This window comes from Nonomuraea purpurea (assembly GCF_042650645.1).
Classification (GTDB): Bacteria; Actinomycetota; Actinomycetes; order Streptosporangiales; family Streptosporangiaceae; genus Nonomuraea; species Nonomuraea purpurea.
In genome coordinates this window covers 16,873-38,015 of the sequence record NZ_JBHSBI010000049.1, presented here as the reverse complement: position 1 = coordinate 38,015, position 21,143 = coordinate 16,873, and the positions used below count along the sequence as shown (strand labels likewise).

At 67.7% G+C, this 21,143-nt stretch carries 22 protein-coding genes and 1 pseudogene; 11 read left to right on the top strand and 12 right to left on the bottom strand.

Annotated features, from left to right (window positions below):
• Window positions 1-43: 43 nt before the first annotated feature.
• Window positions 44-319 carry a hypothetical protein gene (locus ACFOY2_RS51650; RefSeq protein WP_379535550.1) on the top strand — a complete coding sequence of 92 codons (276 nt, stop codon included), beginning with the start codon at window positions 44-46 and terminating at the stop codon, window positions 317-319.
• 2 nt (window positions 320-321) lie between these two features.
• Here ACFOY2_RS51650 and ACFOY2_RS51645 read toward each other — a convergent pair.
• From ACFOY2_RS51645 to ACFOY2_RS51630, 4 genes and pseudogenes are all read right to left on the bottom strand, one after another.
• Window positions 322-366, bottom strand: a pseudogene (locus ACFOY2_RS51645) (hypothetical protein); the annotation flags it as partial.
• A gap of 90 nt (window positions 367-456) precedes the next feature.
• Entirely contained in the window at window positions 457-1,074 is a 618-nt protein-coding gene (locus ACFOY2_RS51640) for a response regulator (RefSeq protein ID WP_379535549.1), read from the bottom strand.
• The gene (locus ACFOY2_RS51635; RefSeq protein WP_379535548.1) at window positions 1,071-2,162 is read right to left on the bottom strand and encodes a sensor histidine kinase; all 1,092 of its coding nucleotides are present in this window, start codon (window positions 2,160-2,162) and stop codon (window positions 1,071-1,073) included. The genes ACFOY2_RS51640 and ACFOY2_RS51635 overlap by 4 nt, the downstream gene beginning before the upstream one ends.
• A 44-nt stretch (window positions 2,163-2,206) precedes the next feature.
• Window positions 2,207-2,452, bottom strand: a complete 246-nt coding sequence (locus tag ACFOY2_RS51630) for a hypothetical protein (protein WP_379535547.1) — start codon at window positions 2,450-2,452, stop codon at window positions 2,207-2,209.
• Window positions 2,453-2,563: 111 nt separating this feature from the next.
• Between ACFOY2_RS51630 and ACFOY2_RS51625 the strand changes: the two genes are divergently transcribed.
• Both ACFOY2_RS51625 and ACFOY2_RS51620 read left to right on the top strand, forming a co-directional pair.
• A complete protein-coding gene (locus tag ACFOY2_RS51625; RefSeq protein ID WP_371786565.1) occupies window positions 2,564-3,226 on the top strand; it encodes a stage II sporulation protein M in 663 nt (220 codons plus the stop codon).
• Between the two features lie 683 nt (window positions 3,227-3,909).
• Window positions 3,910-4,338 carry an RDD family protein gene (locus tag ACFOY2_RS51620; RefSeq protein ID WP_379535546.1) on the top strand — a complete coding sequence of 143 codons (429 nt, stop codon included), beginning with the start codon at window positions 3,910-3,912 and terminating at the stop codon, window positions 4,336-4,338.
• A 361-nt stretch (window positions 4,339-4,699) separates the two neighbouring features.
• Here the strand turns inward: ACFOY2_RS51620 and ACFOY2_RS51615 are convergent, their stop codons facing one another.
• The 3 genes from ACFOY2_RS51615 to ACFOY2_RS51605 form a co-directional block, all read right to left on the bottom strand.
• Entirely contained in the window at window positions 4,700-5,908 is a 1,209-nt protein-coding gene (locus ACFOY2_RS51615; protein ID WP_379535545.1) for a hypothetical protein, read from the bottom strand.
• A 142-nt stretch (window positions 5,909-6,050) separates the two neighbouring features.
• Window positions 6,051-7,142, bottom strand: a complete 1,092-nt coding sequence (locus ACFOY2_RS51610; protein WP_379535544.1) for a HesA/MoeB/ThiF family protein — start codon at window positions 7,140-7,142, stop codon at window positions 6,051-6,053.
• A gap of 172 nt (window positions 7,143-7,314) precedes the next feature.
• On the bottom strand, window positions 7,315-7,884 hold the full coding sequence (locus ACFOY2_RS51605; RefSeq protein WP_379535543.1) for a hypothetical protein: 570 nt from the start codon (window positions 7,882-7,884) through the stop codon (window positions 7,315-7,317).
• 294 nt (window positions 7,885-8,178) lie between these two features.
• Here ACFOY2_RS51605 and ACFOY2_RS51600 point away from each other — a divergent pair, with 294 nt between their 5' ends.
• Window positions 8,179-9,288: a twin-arginine translocation signal domain-containing protein gene (locus ACFOY2_RS51600; RefSeq protein WP_379535542.1), complete on the top strand. Its 1,110-nt coding sequence runs from the start codon at window positions 8,179-8,181 to the stop codon at window positions 9,286-9,288.
• A gap of 3 nt (window positions 9,289-9,291) precedes the next feature.
• Here the strand turns inward: ACFOY2_RS51600 and ACFOY2_RS51595 are convergent, their stop codons facing one another.
• A complete protein-coding gene (locus ACFOY2_RS51595) occupies window positions 9,292-10,119 on the bottom strand; it encodes an SDR family NAD(P)-dependent oxidoreductase (protein WP_379535541.1) in 828 nt (275 codons plus the stop codon).
• Window positions 10,120-10,188: 69 nt separating this feature from the next.
• Here ACFOY2_RS51595 and ACFOY2_RS51590 point away from each other — a divergent pair, with 69 nt between their 5' ends.
• The gene (locus ACFOY2_RS51590) at window positions 10,189-10,608 is read left to right on the top strand and encodes a MarR family winged helix-turn-helix transcriptional regulator (RefSeq protein ID WP_379535540.1); all 420 of its coding nucleotides are present in this window, start codon (window positions 10,189-10,191) and stop codon (window positions 10,606-10,608) included.
• 88 nt (window positions 10,609-10,696) lie between these two features.
• Here ACFOY2_RS51590 and ACFOY2_RS51585 read toward each other — a convergent pair whose 3' ends face one another.
• A complete protein-coding gene (locus ACFOY2_RS51585; protein WP_379535539.1) occupies window positions 10,697-12,190 on the bottom strand; it encodes an arabinofuranosidase catalytic domain-containing protein in 1,494 nt (497 codons plus the stop codon).
• 440 nt (window positions 12,191-12,630) lie between these two features.
• Window positions 12,631-13,554: an alpha/beta fold hydrolase gene (locus ACFOY2_RS51580; protein ID WP_379535538.1), complete on the bottom strand. Its 924-nt coding sequence runs from the start codon at window positions 13,552-13,554 to the stop codon at window positions 12,631-12,633.
• Between the two features lie 213 nt (window positions 13,555-13,767).
• Between ACFOY2_RS51580 and ACFOY2_RS51575 the strand changes: the two genes are divergently transcribed.
• Both ACFOY2_RS51575 and ACFOY2_RS51570 read left to right on the top strand, forming a co-directional pair.
• Entirely contained in the window at window positions 13,768-15,015 is a 1,248-nt protein-coding gene (locus ACFOY2_RS51575; RefSeq protein ID WP_379535537.1) for a hypothetical protein, read from the top strand.
• Window positions 15,016-15,065: 50 nt separating this feature from the next.
• A complete protein-coding gene (locus ACFOY2_RS51570) occupies window positions 15,066-15,539 on the top strand; it encodes a hypothetical protein (protein ID WP_379535536.1) in 474 nt (157 codons plus the stop codon).
• A 25-nt stretch (window positions 15,540-15,564) separates the two neighbouring features.
• Here ACFOY2_RS51570 and ACFOY2_RS51565 read toward each other — a convergent pair whose 3' ends face one another.
• Window positions 15,565-15,720, bottom strand: coding sequence for a hypothetical protein (locus tag ACFOY2_RS51565; RefSeq protein ID WP_379535535.1), 156 nt, complete (start codon window positions 15,718-15,720; stop codon window positions 15,565-15,567).
• Window positions 15,721-15,900: 180 nt separating this feature from the next.
• On the opposite strand from ACFOY2_RS51565, the gene ACFOY2_RS51560 reads away from it, so the two are divergent.
• The 4 genes from ACFOY2_RS51560 to ACFOY2_RS51545 all read left to right on the top strand — a co-directional run bounded on the left by ACFOY2_RS51560 (window position 15,901) and on the right by ACFOY2_RS51545 (window position 19,538).
• Window positions 15,901-16,671, top strand: a complete 771-nt coding sequence (locus tag ACFOY2_RS51560; RefSeq protein WP_379535534.1) for an aminoglycoside phosphotransferase family protein — start codon at window positions 15,901-15,903, stop codon at window positions 16,669-16,671.
• 71 nt (window positions 16,672-16,742) lie between these two features.
• Window positions 16,743-17,780: a phosphotransferase gene (locus tag ACFOY2_RS51555; protein ID WP_379535533.1), complete on the top strand. Its 1,038-nt coding sequence runs from the start codon at window positions 16,743-16,745 to the stop codon at window positions 17,778-17,780.
• A gap of 139 nt (window positions 17,781-17,919) precedes the next feature.
• Window positions 17,920-18,705: an alpha/beta fold hydrolase gene (locus ACFOY2_RS51550; protein WP_379535532.1), complete on the top strand. Its 786-nt coding sequence runs from the start codon at window positions 17,920-17,922 to the stop codon at window positions 18,703-18,705.
• Entirely contained in the window at window positions 18,699-19,538 is an 840-nt protein-coding gene (locus tag ACFOY2_RS51545; RefSeq protein WP_379535531.1) for a MerR family transcriptional regulator, read from the top strand. The genes ACFOY2_RS51550 and ACFOY2_RS51545 overlap by 7 nt, the downstream gene beginning before the upstream one ends.
• On the opposite strand, the gene ACFOY2_RS51540 is transcribed toward ACFOY2_RS51545, so the two are convergent.
• Window positions 19,526-21,052, bottom strand: a complete 1,527-nt coding sequence (locus tag ACFOY2_RS51540) for a pectate lyase family protein (RefSeq protein ID WP_379535530.1) — start codon at window positions 21,050-21,052, stop codon at window positions 19,526-19,528. The genes ACFOY2_RS51545 and ACFOY2_RS51540 overlap by 13 nt on opposite strands.
• Window positions 21,053-21,143 lie beyond the last annotated feature (91 nt).

The window sequence follows — 21,143 nt, the reverse complement described above, 5'->3', positions numbered from 1 at the left end:
TCGTAAGGACATCACGGAGGGTCAGCAGCGGGCGGAGTGGGACGTGGGCTGGCGCGAGGAGATCGTCACCGCACTGGACGAGTGGATCGCCGCTGAGGGAGGAACCGGCGGCAAACCCCGCTGGCGGCGGCTCGGCCGCGTAATCCGCACCGGTGACGGGCTGTACGTCGTGGACGTGCGGGGCGCGGAGCTGAACGCCGATCGGCTTGACGGGGTGCGACTGGCGGGCGCGGAGCAGGGCAGCATCGACGTGGGCTTCGCGGTGATGGACGTCTCACAGAGCGTCCAAAAGCTTTTCCAGACCTGGCGACCCGTGTAACGCGGGTTGAAAAGGATCGCACGGACGGCTGACTTGGACCAGGCGATTCCTGAACGGTGCCGGTTACGAGCCTTGTCGTAAGCAGACGGGCATGGAGTGCCCCCCTTGGTCAGCCGAGATCACGCCCCAAGGGTGCGTCACAGCCAGCCGCGGTCGCGAGCGGCCCTCGCTGCGTCGTGCCGGGTTGCGGTCCTCGTCTTCTGCATCGCGCTCGAGAGATAGTTGCGCACGGTGCCCGGCGCGAGGTGCAGCCGCCGTGCGATGTCCTTGACCGAGTAGCCTTCGCGCGTCTCACGGAGGGCGTCGGCCTCGCGATCGGTGAGCGGGGAGTCGTCGACGACGGATGCCTCGAGCACATCGTGCGCGATCCAACGCCGCCCGGTGTGCAGCGTGCGGATGACCTCTGCGATGTCTTCCGGGTCGGCTCCTTTGCTCATGAAGCCCAGCACCCCGAGCTTGAGTGCGCGTCGCAGGACACCAGGACGCGCGTGCCTGGTGAGCATCAGCACGCGCTGCTCGGGTCGCTCCGCCCTGATCGCGGCGATCGCCTCGAGGCCGTCCATTCCGGGCATCTCGAGGTCGATGACCAGCACATCGGGTCGGTGTCGCAGCGTCACGGTCACGGCGTCGGCGCCGTTCTCGGCCTGCGCCACGACCTCGATGGTCCCGTCGAGCGGGAGCAGCGCCGAAAGCGCAGCACGCAGCAGGTGCTCGTCGTCGGCCAGGACGATCCGGATCGGATCGGCGTTCGTCATCGCGCATCCTCCTTCGCGCGGTCGGCGGGAACCGGATCGATCCGTGCGGCGACGACGAACCTGCCCGGTGGCCGCTCGATCCGCAACATGCCGCCGGCGCTCTCCACGCGCTCGCGCAGGCGCGCGAGCCCGCGCAGCGGAGAGCCGGCAGCGTCGATCACACCGTCGTTGGTCACCTCCACCGCGCCCGGCGACGCCGTGATCGTGACGATCGTGGGGCGGGCATGGCGAAGCAGATTGGTCGTGGCTTCGCGCAGCACGTGCGCCAGCAGAGGATGCGCAGAGGTACCGGTCCCGTCATCGAGCCGCGCCTCGACGGCGATGCCCGCGGCCTCGCACAGTCGCTTGGCGTTCTCGAGCTCGGCCACCAGGTTCAGCTCGTAGCGCGCGTACGCCAGCGCCCGCGTCTCGGTGATGGTCTCGTCGGCGAGCCGGCGGATCTCGCCGAGCTCCACCTCGGCTCGGTCGGGGTCGGCGCGCACCATGCGGCGGGCGAGCGCGGCTTTGAGTTTGATCACGTGCAGCGAATGGCCCTGGATGTCGTGCAGGTCGCCGGCGAAGCGCATCCGCTCGTGCGCGACAGCGAGCTCGGCCTCCGTCTCCTTCGCACGCTCGAGGCGCCGCACGACCAGCCAGGCCTGCTCGCTGACGAGGATCACCCCGGCGATGAAGAGCGTTCCGACGACCGGGGTGACGACGTACGCCGCGGCGAGCTCCCAGGTGGCCGGGTGGAAGAAGAACGAGCTCGCGCCGATCGCCGCGACACCCAGCGCGAAGGCCACGATCCACAGCTTCCAGCCCTTCGTCCGGGCGAGCAGGAGCGCACCCACCAGCGACGCCGGGACGAAGCTGATGGGGCTGGACGTGGTCAGGGCGCCGATGATCCACGCTGCCATGGTGAACATGAGTGCGAAGAGCGCCTGCCGGGGATACCCGTCCAGGCTCCATTCGCGCAGCACGCCGAGGGTGAGCAGGAAACTGACCGCCATGGTCAGCCCCTCCCACCAGGACGTCGCCGTGAGCACCACGCCGACGACACTCAGCGGCGCGATCGCGGCGACGGCGGTGACCATCACCACCCGACGCATCCGTGTATCGGTCGGGGCGTCGTCCTGCGTGTGGTCGTCGATGGTCAGATCCGCTTCTCGGCTTCCCGTCGCTTGATCGCGCGGCCGACGAAGGGCTTCGCGATCAGCGCCGCGATGAGGAGGCCGAGCGCTACATATTGTAGAGCCCCATTGCGGGTGAAGAACCCCGTGATGTTCTCAGGAAGCGTCGTGAAGAGGCCGAAGTCGAAGTAGTACAGCCCGATGTAGGCGAGGAAGACGGTCACGGACAGGACGATGACCGCGTTGAGCACCAGGTCGAGGATCTTCATAGTCCCTCCACGATCGCGTCCGTCGCCTGCCCGGAGTAGTGACGTGGTGTCACTTCGTCCGGTGACACCCCGGCACTGCACGTGCGGCGGACGATGGGATGCGATGGGGGCATGACATCCCAGTCGGCCCCTATCGAGCACCCCGCACACGTACCGTTCTGGCGACGACCCTTCCGGGTGATCCGCGAGAACATGCGCGCCTATCTCGTCATCAACGCGGCCGCCTACGGCCTCGCCATCATCGGGTTCGTGATCGGACTCGTCTTCCCCGACCTCAGCGCGGCACGGTCTGCGTCCCTGGAGGAGGACGGCACCGGCGAGCTGGTGCGCTGGCTGGTGAACACCCCGCCGCTGTTCGCGCTCACGATCCTCGGAGTCAACCTCTTCCGGCTCAGCGCACTGACCATCGTGCTTCCGTCACTCATCGTGCCCTTCGCGGGGCTCGCGTTCTTCGGCTACTGGTCGGTCGAGACCGGCATCACGCTCGTTCCGGCATCCCCCCAGGGGTGGGTGGCACTCATCCCCCACTCGCTGACCCTCGTCATCGAGTTCCAGGCGTACGTGCTTCTTCTGCTCGGCGCGTACCTCCTGGGCAGGCACTGGCTGTTCCCCCGCACCATCGGCGCGAAGAACCGACGCCAGGGCTATGTCCGAGGCCTGCAGCGGATCGGCCTGCTGGCGCTGCCGGCACTCGCGCTGCTCATCGTCGGCGCGGTGTGGGAGGCGTACTCACTGCGGTACTTCGTGTACCCGCTCAGTCAACTGCTGCTGTGATCCCACCGGAAGACCGGGTGCTCACAGGCCGCCCGCGCACGCCGGTGGTCCTCAGAGGAACTCATCCCGACGAAAAGTCCTGACGGGAAGGCGTATCCCCGGGCACCGGCCGCTTCAGGACTCGTCGGTTCCCTGGCACGGGCGATCGCCGCGGCGCGGGAGTTCACGTCGCGAAGGGCTATCCCTGATGTGTGCATGGTCGGCCGCAAGTGGTGCGCCTCATCGTGGCGGCATTCAGGACCCGAACGTGACCCCGGCCGCCGGGCGCGTCGACCCTGTCGTCCTCTTCTCCGCCCTCGCCCCGCGCGACCGCATCCGCCGCTACGAGCTCATCGTCGACTGATACCCAGTCTCCTCCTTCCTGGCGGAACTCTGCTGGATGCGATCGCGGTTAGGGATAACCCTCTGGCCCGTGTCCGGCCTCTCCACAAGGATGGTCGCGCCAAGCGGTTCGGCACTCACGGCGACCGGGCAGCGTCACTGGAGGTCACGTGCACCCGCAGTACCCGCACCACGTTCCACGCCCGCAGGCGGGGCCGGGCGGATATTTCCCCCCGTCCCCACCGCCGGGTCATGGGTATCCAGGGGTTCCCGGTGGTCCGCCCACCGCCTACGGTGCGCCCTTTTATCCGCCACCGTTTCCCCCGCCTGGCTCGCGTCGAAACGGCTATCGGGCGGCAGACATGGCCGACCGGTTCCTCGCCTGGTACCTCGACGGATGGGGCTCTTTGATCGCCCTCTACGTCAGCGTTGGCCTGGCAGCGGGGGCACAGCTCCTGCTGGAATCGGCGGGTGCTCCTGCTGACGTGGGAAGACCGCTCTACGTTGCGATCTACCTGGCGGCGCAGTGGGCATACTGGGTGCTGCCGGTCGCGCTCAGCGGACTCACAGCGGGCAAGTGGCTGATGAACACCCGAATCGTCGATGCCACCACGGGCGGCACTCCAGGCTACTGGCGCGCCACGCTCCGCTTCTTCGTGTTCGCCCCAAGCTCTTTGCTCGTATTCCCCATGCTGATCGTGGGGCTGATCGCGAAGGGGGAGCCACGGCATCGTACGCTATGGGACTTCGCAGGCCGCACCTGCGTGATCAAGCTACCGCCGAAACGGTGACCGCCACGCTGCCAGCCTGCTGCGTGAAGGGGACCGTTCGACCTTCCAGCCAGGTGACGAGATCGCTCGCCCTCCTTGACATACATGAATGAATAGGCCCCAAGCCCGACCACCACTCACACGGCGGCTATCCGAGTCTTGACGAGGTCATCGAGGGTCGGCGATGCCGATCTGCTTCTGGCTTTGTACGGATCGGCGGAACATCCGACTACCCCGCCGACAGCCTCGGACTGGGGCCGGCGCGATGGGCTGAGGCAGGTGGTCGGTGGTTTCCTACGAGCTCTCACGATGCCACCAGCCGTCGAAGCCTGCGGCCCTCGGCGGCTTTGCCGGGGTTGCCTACGATCTCGATGAAGAGGGCTCATAGAAGTGTGCCGGCGCGGCGCAGGCGTCGTTCGCGGAGCGCGAGCAGCGGGGGCAGGCCGAGCCGCAGCCCCACGTAAACGGTCACAACGAGCGCCTCCCAGAAGCCGGCCGAGCCGATCTGCCCCCCGGCGAACTGAGCCGCGCTCCACTGGGCCAGCGAGAGCATCAGCGGCAGCATGACGGTGAGGAACATCCAGGCCATGACGGCGATGCCCGCCACGTAGAGGAGCGCGAACCAGCGAGCCATCACGCGGTCCCGCGCGCCCGCGCCGGCCAGTTCGGCCGTTTCGGGCCCGGTGAGGCGAAAGACCCGGTTCTTCACGGTCAACCAAGTGGTCCGGTAGAGGTTGTGGCAGCGCAGGGCGTTGGCGAGCAGGGCGTACGAGTCGCTGCGCAGCGGCAGGGCGGCCCACTGCCACACGACGGCGACGATCCTGAACAGGACCACAGCGGCGAGAAGGTCATCGAGGCCGCCGGGCGGGGTGAGCATCCGCAGACCCAGTGCGGCCGCCACGACAACGGTGTCGACGGCCATCCCGGCCAGGTACACCCCGTGACGGCGGTTGCGCGGCACCGCGACGATCTGGGTCAGGTCGGTCTCGTACACGATGTACATGCCGCGGTAGCTGACCCGGAAGATCGCGGGGACGCCGATCGCCCGTCCGGCGAGCCAGTGCCAGGCCTCGTGCAACGCGCCGAACGCGATGCCCAGCACCAACCAGCCGAACACGGACAGCCCCGGGCTGGGCAGGAACCACCCGTCCTGCCAGGAAGGGCGCAGGTCGGGGCGGGTCAGAAGGACGGCGAGGACGAACAGCAGCGCCGCCGCGTAGAACGACCAGCCGGTACGCCCGAAGAGGCGGGCCGCCGTCCGAGGGCTGATCCCCTCGATCCACTTGATCTGCCGGCCGACGGGCGCGGCGGTGTCGTCCGGAGCCGCGGCCGGGTCGAGCAGGCCCGCGGCTGTGAGGCCGTCGATGAAGTCGCCTCCGTCGACCGATTCGCCGGCCACCTCGCTCGCCCGTGCCGTCGCCTCGGCCGCCGAGCCCGTCTCCTGCAGGGTGGTGACAAAGACCGCGCCCGGCTCCGGCACCGCGACGAAGACGCCCAGATCCGGCCGTCCCAGAACCCAGGCCTCGCCGTCGAAGGCGACCGTCAGCCGTGCGGCCCGCTCGCGCAGGTCAGCGTCCAACGACGCGGTCATCTTCTCCTCCACCTCCACGTGTGAGGGGCCGCACTCCCAACCTGAGCGGAATGCGACCCCGGATCATCAGGAGTCCGACCCCGGGTCTGCATCCCCGGTCAGGCGGGTGTTCTCGATCCGCACGATCTCGATCTTCATGTGGTCACCTCCCTCCGCACACGTCACAGGCGGGATTGCGAGGCCACTCGGTACGACTCGTGGCGCAACCGCCCGCGAAGTCGACGATGAGTGGCCGACCGGCGTACGCCGGCGGCTCGAATCCGGTCAGGTAGCGCAGGACCTCGAATGCGCCGTACGCACCCAGGAGTCCGGCGACCGGGCCAATGCCGCGGTTCGGCCGAGACCCGTCGCGGTAGAGGCGGATCGCGGCCAGGTCCGACCCGTCGGAGCCGGAGGCGGGCGCGACGTTCGGGGGCACGCAGGCGCGGCATGCGCTGACTCCCGGCGCGACCGACCAGACCGTCCCGGAGGTGACCCACATGCCGCCTCTGACGAACGGCACCCCGTGCCGTACGCAGGCCGCGTTCACCCAGAGGTCGATCTCGCTCGGCCGGTCGATGCCGGAGGCCACCACGTCGGGCCTGGTACGTCCGACGAGTTCGTCGAGCTGCTCAGGGGCCTCGACACCCAGGTCGATCGCCTCGACCTCGATGGACGGGTCGAAGGCGCGAACCCAGTCCGCAGCGCGCGCCACCTTGCGGTAGCCGAGGTCGTCCCAGCGGTAGAGGTACTGCCGCGCGAAGTTGCGCGGGTCCACGGTGTCCCGGTCGAGGAGCGTCATCTTGCCGACGCCGAGCCCGGCGAGGTGGGGGATGGTGTTGGAGTTCAGCCCGCCGGTGCCGAGCACCAGCACGTGCGACTCACGGAGCCGTCGCAGCAGGTCCTCGCGGCTGCGTTCGAGGGTGCCGAACGACTCGAAGAAGGCCAGGTTGCTGAAGTGGCGTTCGGCGTCGCCCGGTTCCAGCCGGCCCAGGTGGTCCCCGTTCTCCAGCAGCCGCTCGGCGTCCAGCGCGTCGACGGCGGCCGAGAGCTCGGTGACCGGCAGCGACAGCTCGCCGGCGAGATCTGCGACGGTGCGGCCGCCCTCCCGCAGCAAGTCGAGAAGTTTCTCCACGGTCCCGTCAGGGTCGGAGATGACGAGTCGGTCGCGGGGGTCGTACACGAGCCGCAGCTCGTGCCCGACGCGCTCCCACGCGAGGGTCTTCAGTCGCGGCCTCATCGGTTCGTCAGCCAAGTCTGCTCATCAGCCAATCGTGACGGGAACTCTGGACAGACAATGGCATCCGGCCGCATGGCTGACGCATGGATCCCGCATGGATCGGCCGACGGTGCGATTGATCTTGTGTGGGCGCTGCAGCCGATCGTTCTCGCCGAGTTGGATGACCAGTGCGCTCAGCCGAATGAGGTCACAGTGAGCCGATGCTCAGGACGACCGGGCCCGAGGCGGTGGCAAGGCCTTGCGGGGTGAGACAGTCTTGAGGCTTCGTGCTGAACATGATGAACGTGCCGGCCCACTGCGTTCCCTTGAATTCGCCGTCGACGACCATGCCCTTGATCAAAACGAGGCTCTCGGCACCCTTGACGGAGACGGTGGAGGTGGAGGACAGCGTGCTGGTTCTGCCGTTGTTCCACGTGATCCTCCGGGTCCCGGCCCTGCTGCCGGAGGTGCAGGAGAACGTCCCGGTGGCGGAGAAGGTCGACGTGGCCTGGGAAATGGTGGGATCGCTGCTGGAGACGCACCTGGTCAAGGCAGCCTTCCCGGTGACCGTGACCTCGCGGGGCTGGTCGGTGAGGCCGGGGGTGTAGGTCACCGTCTGGGAACCAGTGCACTCGGTGAACCCGATCGCGGCACGTGCGCCGGTCGCAGCCGAGACGAGCGTGGTGACGAGCAGCGCAAGGCCGCCGATTGCGATGCCGGCGAACCGGAGCCCGCGTGAGGTGAATGCGACCGGCGGAACGAGCCTGAGGGTTGACATGCCTTCTCCTGACTACGCGCACTGTCACCGCAGTTATCGGATCTCGCTTGTCCCGGGCTGGGAAAGCCCACGGATTTGCTACTCACCGTTACATTTCATATACATGAAGTCAACACTCGGCATCCTCGGACCGCCCACCTCACGCAGCGCGAGGCTCAGTCAGGCCCTCAACGTGCTCGTGACAGCGAACCCCGAGCTGGTGATCGGCTGGTCTGGGTCGGTTTGGCGGTGCTGGTGACGGCTTGGCCGAGCAGGGATTAAACGTAAGAAGGTTGCCCTTGGTGGTCTTGCCGCGTGAGGTGCGGCGGCTTTCGAGAGGAAGGTCGGAAAGTGGTCACACGCAGAACATTCCTCGGCACCGCCACCGCAGCCGGTGCTACGACGCTCCTTGGCGGCGATGTCCCGACCGTCGCACGTGCCGGCACCTCTCCGTCCGTTGCGGCCCGAGAATTGCAGGCACGCGACGCGATCCGTGCGGTCAACGCCGCCACGCGGCGGAACTACGCCGCGCTGAAAGCCGACCTCACCAACCACCTGAGCCCGGTCATCGTCGTTGAGAACGACTATCGGGGTGGTCTGTACAGCCTCGTCTCAAATGGGCAGGTACTGGAGTCGCTACACCCTGTCGACGAGATCTTCGAGCTGGCGAAGTCGATCGCCCACCTCCCGCTGGGCATCTTCACGATCATCGCCCGATACCTGCCCAAGCAGGTCCCGGTGCCCCAGAGCGCCAGAATCGATCCACACGACCTGGACATGGTCGCGTTCAAGGGACCGGGGGACGGCTGGACCCAGCCGCTCCAGGACTCCTCCATGACGATCGACACGGCCCGGCGGCAACTCGACGAGGCGAAGCTGCCGGATGACCTTCAGAAGTCGTGCGCGAACATTCTCGACAGAGCACGCGAATTCATCGCGGACGCAACGCGAAGCCGCTCCTTCACCATGAAGTCCTTCGAGGACTTCTCGGGCAGCGTGTACCCGAACATCCGCACCAACATGTACTGGGCGTCCAAGGTGCAGATCGAAGGCGTCACGGACGTCATGACCCGCTGGCGCGAACAACTCGGTGATGACGCTTGGAAGGGCCTGTACGTCGTCGTCTTCACGATCTGGACCACATCCGCCCTGAACCAGAACTCCATCATCATCAAGAAGTTCATGGACCCGGCACAGGCCGACAGCCACCTGATCGACATATCCACGGCCGAGATTCCCTCCAAGCCCATCCCCGTCGCGCTGGACAACATCGCCCGGATCGTGCAGGACAACATCGCCGCGGAGATGGTCTTCTGCACCGACACGAAACTTGCCGACGCTCTCAAGGGCCCGGAGGAGCTTCTGTCCGGGGAGATCCTGCAACTGCTCGGCGGCACGCCCGGTATGCGGGATCAGGCGCACTGAGCGCTAGGCGAGGTCGACGACTTCGTGCATGCGGAGCCGGCGGTTGAACTCGCCGGCGATCCGCGCGACGACGGTGCGCGGCAGCAGGCGCGCGGGCCAGGTCAGGGCCCGGTTCACGGCCCGGCCCGGGTAGGACACCGCGCGCCGCCGGGCGTAGTCGTCCAGCGTACGGGCCGCGACGGTGGCCGGTGCGTCGGCGACCCGGGTGTTGATCGTGGCCGAGGTGCCGTCGAAAAAGCCGGTCGCGATCGCGCCGGGGTGCGCGGCCATGACGTGGACGCCAGTGCCGCGCAGTTCCTCGGCCAGCGCCTCGGTGAAGGAGAGCACGAAAGCCTTGGTCGCGGCATAGCTGGCCTGGTAGGGCATGGGCTGGAAGGCCGCGGTGGACGAGACGTTGATGATGCCGCCGGTGCCGCGGGCGACCAGTTCGGCCCCGATCGCGTGGGTCAGCGCGACCAGACCGACGACGTTGAGCCCGACGGAGCGCAGTTGCGGCTCGAGCGGGCGGCCGAGGAACGGGCCCGCGCTGCCCGCGCCGGCGTTGTTGAGCAGCAGATCGACGGCCAAGCCGCGGTCGCGCAGCTCCCGCAGGACCCGCTCAGGACCATTTGGAGCGGCGAGGTCACCGGTGATGACCTCGGCGTCCGGTCTGCCGTGCCGTTCCCGAATGTGTGTGGCGAGCTCCCGCAGGCTGTCGTCCGAGCGGGCCAGCAGGATCACCCGCGCTCTGCGGCGCGTCAGCTCCAGCGCGTACTCCCGTCCCAGCCCTTTGGACGCGCCTGTGACGAGCGCGGTGACGCCACGATAGTCGTCGGCCACAACATCCTCCATTGCTTCAAGTCTCGAAGCAATGACGCTAGCACGATCCTTCGAAACTCGAAACACCGGTAGAATGGCGGGATGACCACGCCCGAGCTCACCGCGGTGGTCGCCGCGACCCACGAGATCTGGATGCGGACCAACGATCTGATCGGGCAGGCGCTGGCCAAGCACGCCCTGACACCGGCGACGTTCCAGGCGCTGTGGGCCATCGACCCGGCCGAGCCGCCACCCTCGATGAAAGTGATGACCGAGCGCCTGTACTGCAACGCCCCCAACCTGACCTTCATCACCAACCAGCTCACCGACCGGGGGCTGGTGGAGCGCGCCGTGGACCCGGCCGACCGCCGCTCCCGCGTCCTGGTCCTGACCGCCAAGGGCCGCCAGGTTCGCGACGAACTGGTCCGGACGGCGCTGGAGAAGACCCCGCTGGCGGTGCTCAACCTCGACGAACTGCGGCAGCTCACGGTCCTGCTGAACCGCGTCGTCCGCTCCGGCTGACGCGCCGGCAGACGGGGCGTGGAACCGCCGGCGTCTGGCGGTCCCACGCTCATGCCGTCCGGTGGGACGAGTGTGCCCAGCCGGCGCCTTACGGTGCGATCGACCAGAGCTGGCAGGTGTTGTTGAGCCACATCCACAACCGGGCCGGCGTGCCGTTCGCCGTGCCGCAGTTCTGGTCGTCGAGCACCATGCCGCTGTTCTCGACCACCAGCTCATATCGGCCGTTGCCCGCGGGGATGACCGCCCACTGCTGGCACGTGTTGCCGAGCGGCTCCCACAGGTTGACGGCCGTGCCGAGGGCCAGCCCGCAGTTGACCGCGTCGAGCACCTTGCCGGCGTTGACGTTGGTGATCGTCCACTTGTTCGCACCGACGCTGTCGAAGCGCCACTGCTGGCAGGTGTTGCCGAGCGCCTGCCACTGGTCGATCTGCGTGCCGTTGGCCGTGCCGCAGTTGACGGCGTCGAGCACCTTGCCGCTTGTGAGGTTCGTGAGCCGGTAGGTGGCTCCGTTCACGGGGAAGGTGACGCTCTTGCTGTAGCCGACGGAGACGACATTGGCCTGCACGGCGTTCTCCGTGGCGTCGCTCGGATAGCCGCTGGTCATCACGCCTTCGAAGAACGATCCGACAGAGCCGTTGCTGTTGTCGCCGCCGATGCCGAGGATGATCGCGCCTTGCTTGGTCATCGGGCGGTAGCCGGGCTGGGTCGGCAGCGCTCCGTTGTACCGCGTCGCCAGGCTGCCGGACTGCGCGTTGCCGTCCTTGATGGCGTATGTCGAGGTGCCGTTGTTCTTCAGCATCGCTGTCACGAATGCGGAGCTGCGGCCGGTGTTCGCGGTCCAGGAGCCGTCGCCGCCGGCGAACAACCCGTTCTCGAGGTCCGCCGCGACGCGCGGTCCGCCCGCGCACGGTGAGAACCAGCACAACGTGCCGAAGTAGATCGCGTCCATGTCGCCGTTGCCGGTGTCCATGTTGTTGGTCTCGGCGTTGCCGTAGTCGAAGCAGCACCGGTTGTTGACGTGAGTGCCCTCGGTCACCATGTACATGCCCTCGGGCTGGCTGCCGGTGGCGACGCCGTTCGTCGCGTTGTTGCGGTAGCCGTTGCCCGCGGAGATGTAGACGCCGTAGACCTTGTGGCCACCTGCCGTCACGGGCAGAGCCGCCGCGTTCGCACCTTGGTCGGGTGTGGGGTTGGCGCCGCCACCGGGAGCGATCGTGAGGTCGTTGTGGCGCGAGGTCTGGTCGTAGATGCGAACGATCGTGCAGTACGTGCCCGAGCAGAAGGAGTCCTGGGTCGCGGCGTTCGCGTAACCGCCGGCGCTGAGCACGCCGATGTTGGTCGTCGCGCCGTCGGACCAGCGCCGCACCTGGTAGAGCGCCCCGTTGTAGGAGCCGAAGAGCGCACGGGTGGTGCTGTGAGCGGCGACGCACGGCGTGCCGCCGCTCGCGTAGATGTCGCAGGACAATGTGCCGGCCGCCTGTGCCGTGCCTGGCACGACGACCAGCGCGGTGACGACGAGCGCCGCGAAGGAGGCGACCGTGAGGGCCGTTCGCCGCCAGTGGCGCAGAGACCGGAAACCCATAGTGTGCCTTTCGTGTGCGGCGAGGCAGCTCAGTGCCTGGCGGTGACCATTGGGGAACGCGACATGTTAGCGCTAACAACTCCGCCGAAATAGTTTAACCGTTAGCGCTAACATAAATGGGCGATTGCCCGATTTCTTGGTGTGGCACCGTCGGCATGGCTCTGCGCACAGTGACATACGCCGCAGGTCAATCACCGGCGAGCGCCCCGCCATAACATGCAGGTTTCCGCCGTGTTTCGACCAAAGTGTCATCAACGACACGGCGACTGTCAATACCCGGCGAAGATCGGCTTCAATTCCGCCACAACGTGCGACAGGAGAACTTAATCGGAACTGCTCCGTCGATGTCCTATACCTTCGTCGCTTGCGGCAGGAGAGGGCCCCGGCGCCATGGTGAGGCGTCGGGGCCGCGTGGATGAAGGTTTTACTCCGCCAGTCGCTTACCGCGCGGCCTGCGAGGCGACGCGCTCGATGGCCTGGACGGCGATCTCGGGCTGGTCAAGGTAGATGTAGTGACCGCTGTTCTTGGCGGTGCTCAGCTTGCTGCGGCCGGACAGGCCGAGCCACTTGCGCTGGCCCGCGGTCCACGCCTGCTCCAGACGCGGCCCGTAGGTGGGAACGGCCGCCAGGTACTGCTTGCCGTGCTGGATCACCTCGACCGGGATGTTGCCGGCGGAACGGACCTTGCCGTCGGTGATGACGAACTTCTCCGGGTTCTTCCCGCGGAAGACTGCGAGGTTCTGGGCGCGCACCTCGGCCGCCGGGCCCTTGGCGGAGGCAGGGATCACCTTGCTGATGTCGGCGATCATGGTCGAGGGGGTGGCGTCCATCAGGACCAGGCCCTTGACCCTGTCCCGGTGCTCGGGGGCGTACCTGGCGGCGATCAGCCCGCCCAGGGAATGCCCGGCCAGGACGACCGGGTTGTCACCGGCGATGCGGTCGAGCACCCCGGTCAGGACCTTGCCGGTGCTCGCGAAGTCCTGCGGGCCCTTCGGCTGGTCGCTGCCGCCCGCACCCAGCCGGTCGTAGGAACACACCCGGTTCTTCGCGCTCAGCGTCTTCTGCAGGGCCGCCATCTTGTCCAACGCGTCACCCCCGCCGTGCAGCAGGACGACAACCGGCTTGCCCTCCGCCAGGTCGCCCGAGCAGGACACGTTCACCGACCGGCCGCCAACCTCGATCTTCTTGGTGCCGGAGAACGAGTCGGCCTTGCGCGGCGTGGAGGCGAAGGGGTCCCACTCCGCCGCCTTCTTGCTGAAGGGGTCCCAGTCCGCCGCCGAGGCGCTCCCGGTGCCGGCGAGTCCCACACCGACCACGGTGCAGCACAGGACGGCCACAGCGGATGCCTTGAACTTGCGGAGCATGATGTCCTCCAGTCAGAGATGACGCCGAGCCGAAGCGCTGCGGCCATGACGTAACGCTATGGAATCGACAGCCCCGGAATCGTCACCACATGGTGGACATTCGCCGGTAGCTCGCACGGGGGACAAGCGCGCCGCGACGCTGGGCCGTCACCCCCCCGGCCATGCGACCCATGTCAGAATGCGACGCGGTCGCCGGGTGTGATGGACTGGAGCATGCCCAAGAGCCGCGGCCGCCGCAAGGCCACCAGCAGCAAACCGGTCCGTCGTTCGCCCCTCCCACCGCGCCGATCAGACCTGCTGCTGCGTGATGCCCGGCAGCTCACCGGCCTGACCGATCCGCTGATGGCCGAGACCTGGGCCAGCGGGTGGCTCGGCGCAGCATGGGTGGCCGCCGAACTGGGCGAACGCGAGGCCGAGCATCAGTTGTGCATGGAGGTGACCGGCCGGGCATCCACCACACCCTCACCGCACGGCTTGGCCGCGATCGCCGCGCTGGCGCGGGTCGCACCCGCCACCGACATCACCATGCTGGCCGAGACGATCGACATCCTGGCCGAGACCCAGCCGCTGCCGCCCTGGCACACCGCCATGTCCGCGGACACTGGATGGACCGCGGTGGCGGCATGGCGAGCGGTGGATGTGTGGGACAGCGAACAGGTGCTGTTCATCGACTACGAAGGCGCCCACCCTCACACGCTGATGGCCCAGATCCTCAAATCCGGCGGGCTGATGATCGACAAGATCGTGATCCTGGAACCTGGCGCCGCCGCGCAGTGGGACCAGCTGCGCGAGGCCGACGAGGTTCCCATGCCGATCAGCCAGGCTCCGGTGGCCGACGTGCTCGCCGACCTGGCCGCTGCGCTGCGCACCACCGACATCACCTGGCCGCGCAACGACGACGAGGACTTCGTCGACAACCGGGCGCTGGCCTGGTCCCGCTGCCGCGACCACCTGCCCGGCCGGCCAGAAGAAGACCGTCTGCCCGAGGCCGAACGCCATCGCCTGATCCAGCAGTTCACCACCGTCAACAACCTGGACGACGAGGTGAGCAGGTCACTGGCCGAGCTGTTCCTGGACTACGGCGAGGGCTACATCGTCTCCGGCCCGCTGGCCTGGAGCCCAACCGAGGTCATGCTGCTGCTCACCGACTGGCTACCCCGCAAAGCCGTCCTCGACGCCGCCCAGCGCACAGCCCTCCCCGACGTCCTGCGCCAGTGGTTGACCTACGCCCTTGACGAGCGCGGCGTCGATACCCGATGGATCACCCCGGTCGTCGACGCCGTCGACGCCCACCTGCCCGAGTTCCGCCACGCGTTCGATGACGACACCTCCTGGGGCCCCGCCAAGCAGATCGCCGCCGCCCTCACCGACCGCGGCGTCGACCTCACCGACCGGCAGGCCGTCGACGATGCCATCCGCGCGCTCAACGCCGAACAACTCGCCCGCCGCCTGCTCCCGTGATCAGTTGGAGGTACCGAGGGCGTGGAGTCACCGCGCGGGGGCTCCCAGTCGTGGTCCCGGATGCCCGTAAGCTCGCGCGGACGGCCGGTGAGCGGGCGCACGTACTGGCGATGGCCACGCTGCGCGCGGCCGGGGCGCGCCAAGCGGGCTTCGACGAGCTGGCCATCGACTGCGCCGAACGGATCCGGGCATCACTGGCGCAGCCGCAACGCGCGCCGGGCGACTGGTCGATCGAGCTGCCCATCGGATGCGCGTGCGAGCTGTGCGACGTGCTCGGCACGTTCCTCCGACATCCTGAACGGCGTGCTCTCGACTGGCCGCTGGCAAAGGACAGACGCAGGCATGTCCACGCCCGGATAGATGACGCGGAACTGCCCGTCCGTCACGAGACCAGACGGCAGGGCCGTCCGTACACCCTGGTGCTGACCAAGACGGAAACCCTCTTCGAACGAGAGCGTCTCGCCCGCGAGCGTCACGAATCAGACCTGGCTTGGCTCGCCGACGACTGGAAGGTCTCCACCTGATCCGGCATGGACGACATCGGGTCGGTCAGGGTGTGGGGAAGAGGCCTTCTTCGATCTCGGGCTTGTCGTGGGCTCGCTCGGGCAGGGCGATCTCGGCGAGGTGGGTGGCGAGTTCGTGGCCGGTGAGGATGGGCACGTCTCCGCTGTCGAGGATATGACCGATGAGCTGCTCCAGGGCCACGGCGCGGGAGGGGCGTCCGGTGAGGAACCTTCAAAGCACGCACGAAGTCGCGTTCCTCCTCCTCACGTGTCATCGAGGAGGCCGGGGCACCTGACACCCGGCATCGTCCCCAGAAGATCTGTCGTCCTGGTATGAATGAGCGCTGCCTTCTGGGCCATCGGGTCGGTAATCTCTGGACACGTGGCGGATGAGGAGATCTTGCAGGATTCTGCGTATCGCAGGGTGATACGCCTCGGCGACACGGTTCGTCGGCCCATGCACCCGTGGACACCGGCCGTCCATGCGTTGCTCCGGCATCTGGAGGAGGTGGGTTTCCCCTACTCGCCGCGGGTGCTGGGAATCGATCAAGAAGGCCGGGAGATCCTCACCTACCTGGACGGCGAATCCGGCCCTCAGGGCTGGGCCAAGGTCGTCGAGGATTCAGGTCTGACGTCCTTCGCCCGCCTCCTGCGCGACTACCACGACGCGGTCGTCGGCTTTCGACCGCCCCAGGGACTCAGATGGTCCAGCGGCGAGGCAGAACCACGCGATGACCAGGTGATCTGCCACGGGGACTTCGGCCCGTGGAACACCGTCTGGCGTGGTGAACGTCCCGTCGGGATCCTGGACTGGGATTACGCCCGGCCCAGGCATCGGCTGCACGACGTCGCCTACGCGTTGGAGTACGTTGCGCCGTTTCGCGACGATGCCGAATGCCTGCGCTGGCTGCGTTACCCCGCGCCTCCCAACCGGCGTCATCGCCTGGAGCTGTTCGCCGCCGCCTACGGCCTGACTTCTACCGCCGGTCTGATCGATGCGGTCATCGGCGTTCAACAAGACGTCATCGAGCAGGTTCTCCGGCTGGCCGACGCCGGGCATCAGCCCCAAGTCCACAATGTCGCCAACGGCTTCCTCGACGAAGCGGGGCGAAAGTTGGCCTGGAGCCAAGCCAACCGCCACCTGTTCGACTAGCAGGAGGCTCAGGCGACGTCAGTTCCGGTTGGCGCGCTCCGTTCTCACGGCGGTCGCATACCTTGCTCCACGTGACCGATGCCATTCGAGGGGTCCACCATGACCTCCCTCTCCTTCAAGAGGCCTTCGGACTCGGCGAGCTCGACATGAAGGACCTGACGTACCTCCCTGACGGGATGATGAACCGCAACTGGCGTCTGCGCACCGACCGCGGAACGTACGCGTTGAAGCAGATCCTGGACGTGCCGCTGGGCATGGCACGACGCAACCTGCGTGTTCAAGCCCTGCTCGCCGCGGCCGGGATCCCCGCGTGCGTGCCAGAAGTGAGCGTTGACGGGGACGTCGTCATCGAAGCGGCCGGCCGAGGCTACTGCCTCCTCCCCTGGGCCCAGGGCACCCACCTGCGCGGCCCAGCGCTGTCATTGGAGCAGGTCACGCGGTTCGGCCGGCTGACCGGGCGCATCCACCACCGGCTGAACAGCCTCCCGCCAGAATCCGGCCTGGCCCCGGTGACCACCGCCCCGCCCACCGCAGTCGCCGACCGCGCCACCGCCATCGCGGAGGCCGACCGCTACCTGCGGCTGATCTCCTCCCATGAGGTCCGGCAGCCGTTCGACGTGACCGTGGCCACGTTGCTGGAGCAGCGGAAGAACCTTCTCACGGAGTACGGAGGGCGGCGCCCCGCCAGTGACTCGCCCGCAGGGCCGGCCGGGTGGACACACGGTGACCTGCAGTACCGCAACCTTCTGTGGCGCGACGGGGACATCGTGGCCGTGCTGGACTGGGACCGCATCCAGGTCCGGACGCTCGCCGAGGAAATCACCCGTACCGCGATGGTCCAGTTCACTTCCCAGGAAGGCCACTTGTATCTGGAACACGTCGCCGCGTTCGCCGCCGGCTACCGTCACCTCATACCGCTGCGGTCGCAGGAGGTGGTGGACGCTCTCGACCGGCTGTGGTGGAGACGCATGACCAGCTTCTGGCAACTGGACCACCACTACAACCTCGGCACTCACGGCGCCGCCGAACTGATCGTCCTGACGGAACGATTGCTGGCCTGGTGGGCCGAGCACCGGGAAGAGGTGGCAGCCGCCTTCACTATGGCCTGAAAACCGCCGGGCTACCGCTTGTGGTACCTCTGATCCGGAAATCGGAGGTCATGGTGCCGCGACGGTTGACCCTGACGCAGGGTCAATGTTTCAGCATGGTGGCATGACCAGTGCGATTGTGTCCCGAGGCGACAGGTCGATGCGGCACTTCACGATCCACCACGACGGCGTCACGATCCCGGTGTCTCGCGGCGGTCGGGGACGGCCGCTGGTGCTGTGCCCTGGGCTGAACTCGACCCAGGCCGACTTGCACGAGCTGACCGGACTGCTGCGGCGCGATCACGACGTGGTGACCTTCGACCTGCGGGGCCATGGCCTCGCCTCGGCCGCCGGCCGGTACTCCTTCGAGGGGTTCCTCGGTGATTTGGCCGCCGTGATGGCCGAGCTCGATGCGGCGCCCGTGCTTGTGGGGTACTCGCTGGGCGCGGACCTGGCCGTGCACTATGCCTGCGAGCATCCTGGCGCCGTCGCCGGGCTTGTTCTCATCGATGGGGCGAACCCGGTGCCCGAACCGTTCGTCACCGAGGCCGTCCTGCCGGAGTTCCGCGCGATGTGGGCGGACCTGGCGGCGCGGCAGGAGACCGAGCGGGGCACCGCGCGTCAGGTGTTGCTCACCGCTCAGGAGATTCTCGAGCTGAATGTCGAAATCGATGTGGTTCGGTCCAGGATCCTTGACCGGTACACGAAGATCGACCGGCCCATCAGCATGATCATGTCGACCTTGATGGCCGGCGACGGCGGTGAAGGGCATGCGCCGAGGTTCAACCGGAACTGGCGTGCCGGTATCGAGCGGCTTGTCCGGGAGCAGCCGCACATCGCCACGTCCTGGCTCGATGCCGACCATGGGCTGGTCTTCAGCCACGCCCCGGAAATCGCCCAGATCATCAGGAGAGCCGGCCAGGCAACTCCTGATTCTCCATGCTGACCATCGGCGAGCTGGCGTCCTACGCAGGAGTGACGGTGCGCGCGGTGAGGCACTATCACGCCAAGGGGCTGCTGCCGGAGCCGGAGCGGGACCACTCCGGCTACCGCAGGTACGACGCCGGCGCCGTGGTCGAGCTGATCAAGATCCGGACCCTCGCCGAGGCCGGGGTCCCGCTGGCGCGCGTGCGGGAGCTGCTGCGGGCCGACGAGGAGGAGTTCGCCGCGGCGGTCGAGGACATCGACAGGCGGCTGCGAGAGGAGATCCGGCAGCGACAGCGTCACCGGGAGCGGATCGCCCGGCTCGCCGCCGGGGACGGTCTGACGCTGCCATCGGAGGTGGTCGAGCATCTCGACCGGCTGCGGGCGCTCGGGATCGACGAGCGGATCGTCCAGGCCGAACGCGACGGCTGGATTCTGCTGGCGGCGCACTCACCGGAGCGCGTCCCGGAGTGGATTTCGCGCAAGCGGGAGCAGATCGCCGACCCGCGGTTCATCGACTTCTTCCGCACCCTGGACCAGGCTCTTGCCCTGACCCCCGACGACCCGCGGCTGGCCGAGCTGGCCGACAAGCTGGCCGCCTCCATCACACAGATGCAGGGCGAGGACTATGCCGACGACATCGACATCGAGCCACCACTGGTCAAGCTGATGGACACGCTGGCGTTCGACACCGTGCCGCCGGCCCGTCGGCTGATCGAGCTGCTGAAGCAGCGGGGCTGGACCGGCTGGACCAAGCTTGAGCGCGTGGGGCGCCTTCGCAAGGAGACGGGGCGAGGTCGTCCGTCTGACGGCCCCGCCGCCGTCCCGGGTGAGACCGGCCGCTACCCGGCGTAGGTCTCGAATTCGGCGACCTTCGGCGCGCCTGTCGAGCCGGTGATCCTGAAGGTGATCTTGCTTAGTGAGGTCGGGGTGAAGGTGATGGTGCCCGCCCCGCTGCCGGACTTCAGGACGGCTCCGGTTCCGGCGTTGACGAGCTGCCAGGCTCCGATGCCGCCTTCGGAGCCTGGCGCCTCACGGATGACGGCCCTGGAGACCGTCGTGGCGGAGCCCCACTTGATCGAGATGTCACCGGTCGAACCCGCCGGCGACCAGTAGGTGCTCATGCTGCCGTCCCGCACGTTGCCGTAGCTCGTCCCGTCGGCCTTGCTGGAGCCGTCGGAGCCGGCTCCGATGCTGAGGTTGGACCCGCCGGGCGGTGGGGTGGGCGACGTCGTGGGGCCGACGGTCGGCGTCGGTGTCTGCGGCGTGCAGTTGCCGTTCGACACCTGCAGACCCTTGTTGGCGCCGGCCGTCTGGCGGACGATGTCCGGCACGCAGCTCGCCCCGTCGAGGCTGTAGGAGTACGGGATGCTGACGGTGGTGTTGGACTGCGGGTTGGGTCCGGCGGGGGCGTTGTCGTCGCCGGGGGCGGACCAGGTCACGTTGTCGAAGATGTTGCCGCCGACCTGCCAGTAGCCGGCCTCGCTGGTGTAGAAGGTCCCCAGGACGTCCTTGGAGTTCTTGAAGTAATTGTTGTCCACTTTGGCGCGGGCCCCGGCCCGGGAGTTGATTCCCGACTCGTGGAGGCTCACGTAGGAGTTGTTGTAGATGTGGGCTATGCCACCACGCAGCAGCGGCGTACGGGAGTCGATGTTCTCGTACAGGTTGTGGTGGAAGGTGATGTAGCCGTTCGAGCGGTCGCTCTCGCTGGACCCGATGAGCCCGCCGCGGCCGGAGTTGCGCAGGATGCTGTAGGACAGGGTCACGTACTGGGTGTCGTCCTTCATGTCGAAGAGGCCGTCGAAGCCCTCCGCCTCCCCGCCCGAGGCCTCCAGGGTGACGTGATCGACCCAGACGTTGCGGACGCTGCTCTCCATGCCGATGGCGTCACCGCCGTTGGACGTGGGCGAGCCCGACTTCTTGACGTTGCGGACGGTCACGTTGCGGATGATGATGTTGCGGGCCTCGCGGATGTGGATGCCCAACTGGTCGAAGACGGCCCCGCCGCCGACCCCGATGATCGTGACGTTGCTGATCTGCTTGAGTTCGATCACTCCGGCGGCGGTGTTGCAGCTTCCGCCCGACACCTTGGTGGTGTTGCCGTGGTTGATGGTCCCCTCGACCTGGATGGTGATCGGGGTGCTGCTGCTGGCCCGGCCGCACAGGGCCGCATGAATGGCGGTCCCCGTGGTGGCCCTGACCGTCTGCCCGCCCGCACCACCGGTGGTCCCGCCGTTGCCGGTGGCGAAGCCGGTGGCGCCGTCAGCCGCCGCCGACACCTGCATCACCGGTAAGGCCACACCGACTGCGGCCGCGGTGGTCACCGCGGCCAGCGCCACCTGGAGGCGCAACGCGATCGCACGTCTCATCCTCGTTTCACCTTCTCCTTCGAACTATGACCAGGGCGTGTTGGGGGCGACCCACACAGTAGGAAAGCGCTTTCCAGGTGTCAATGAAGCG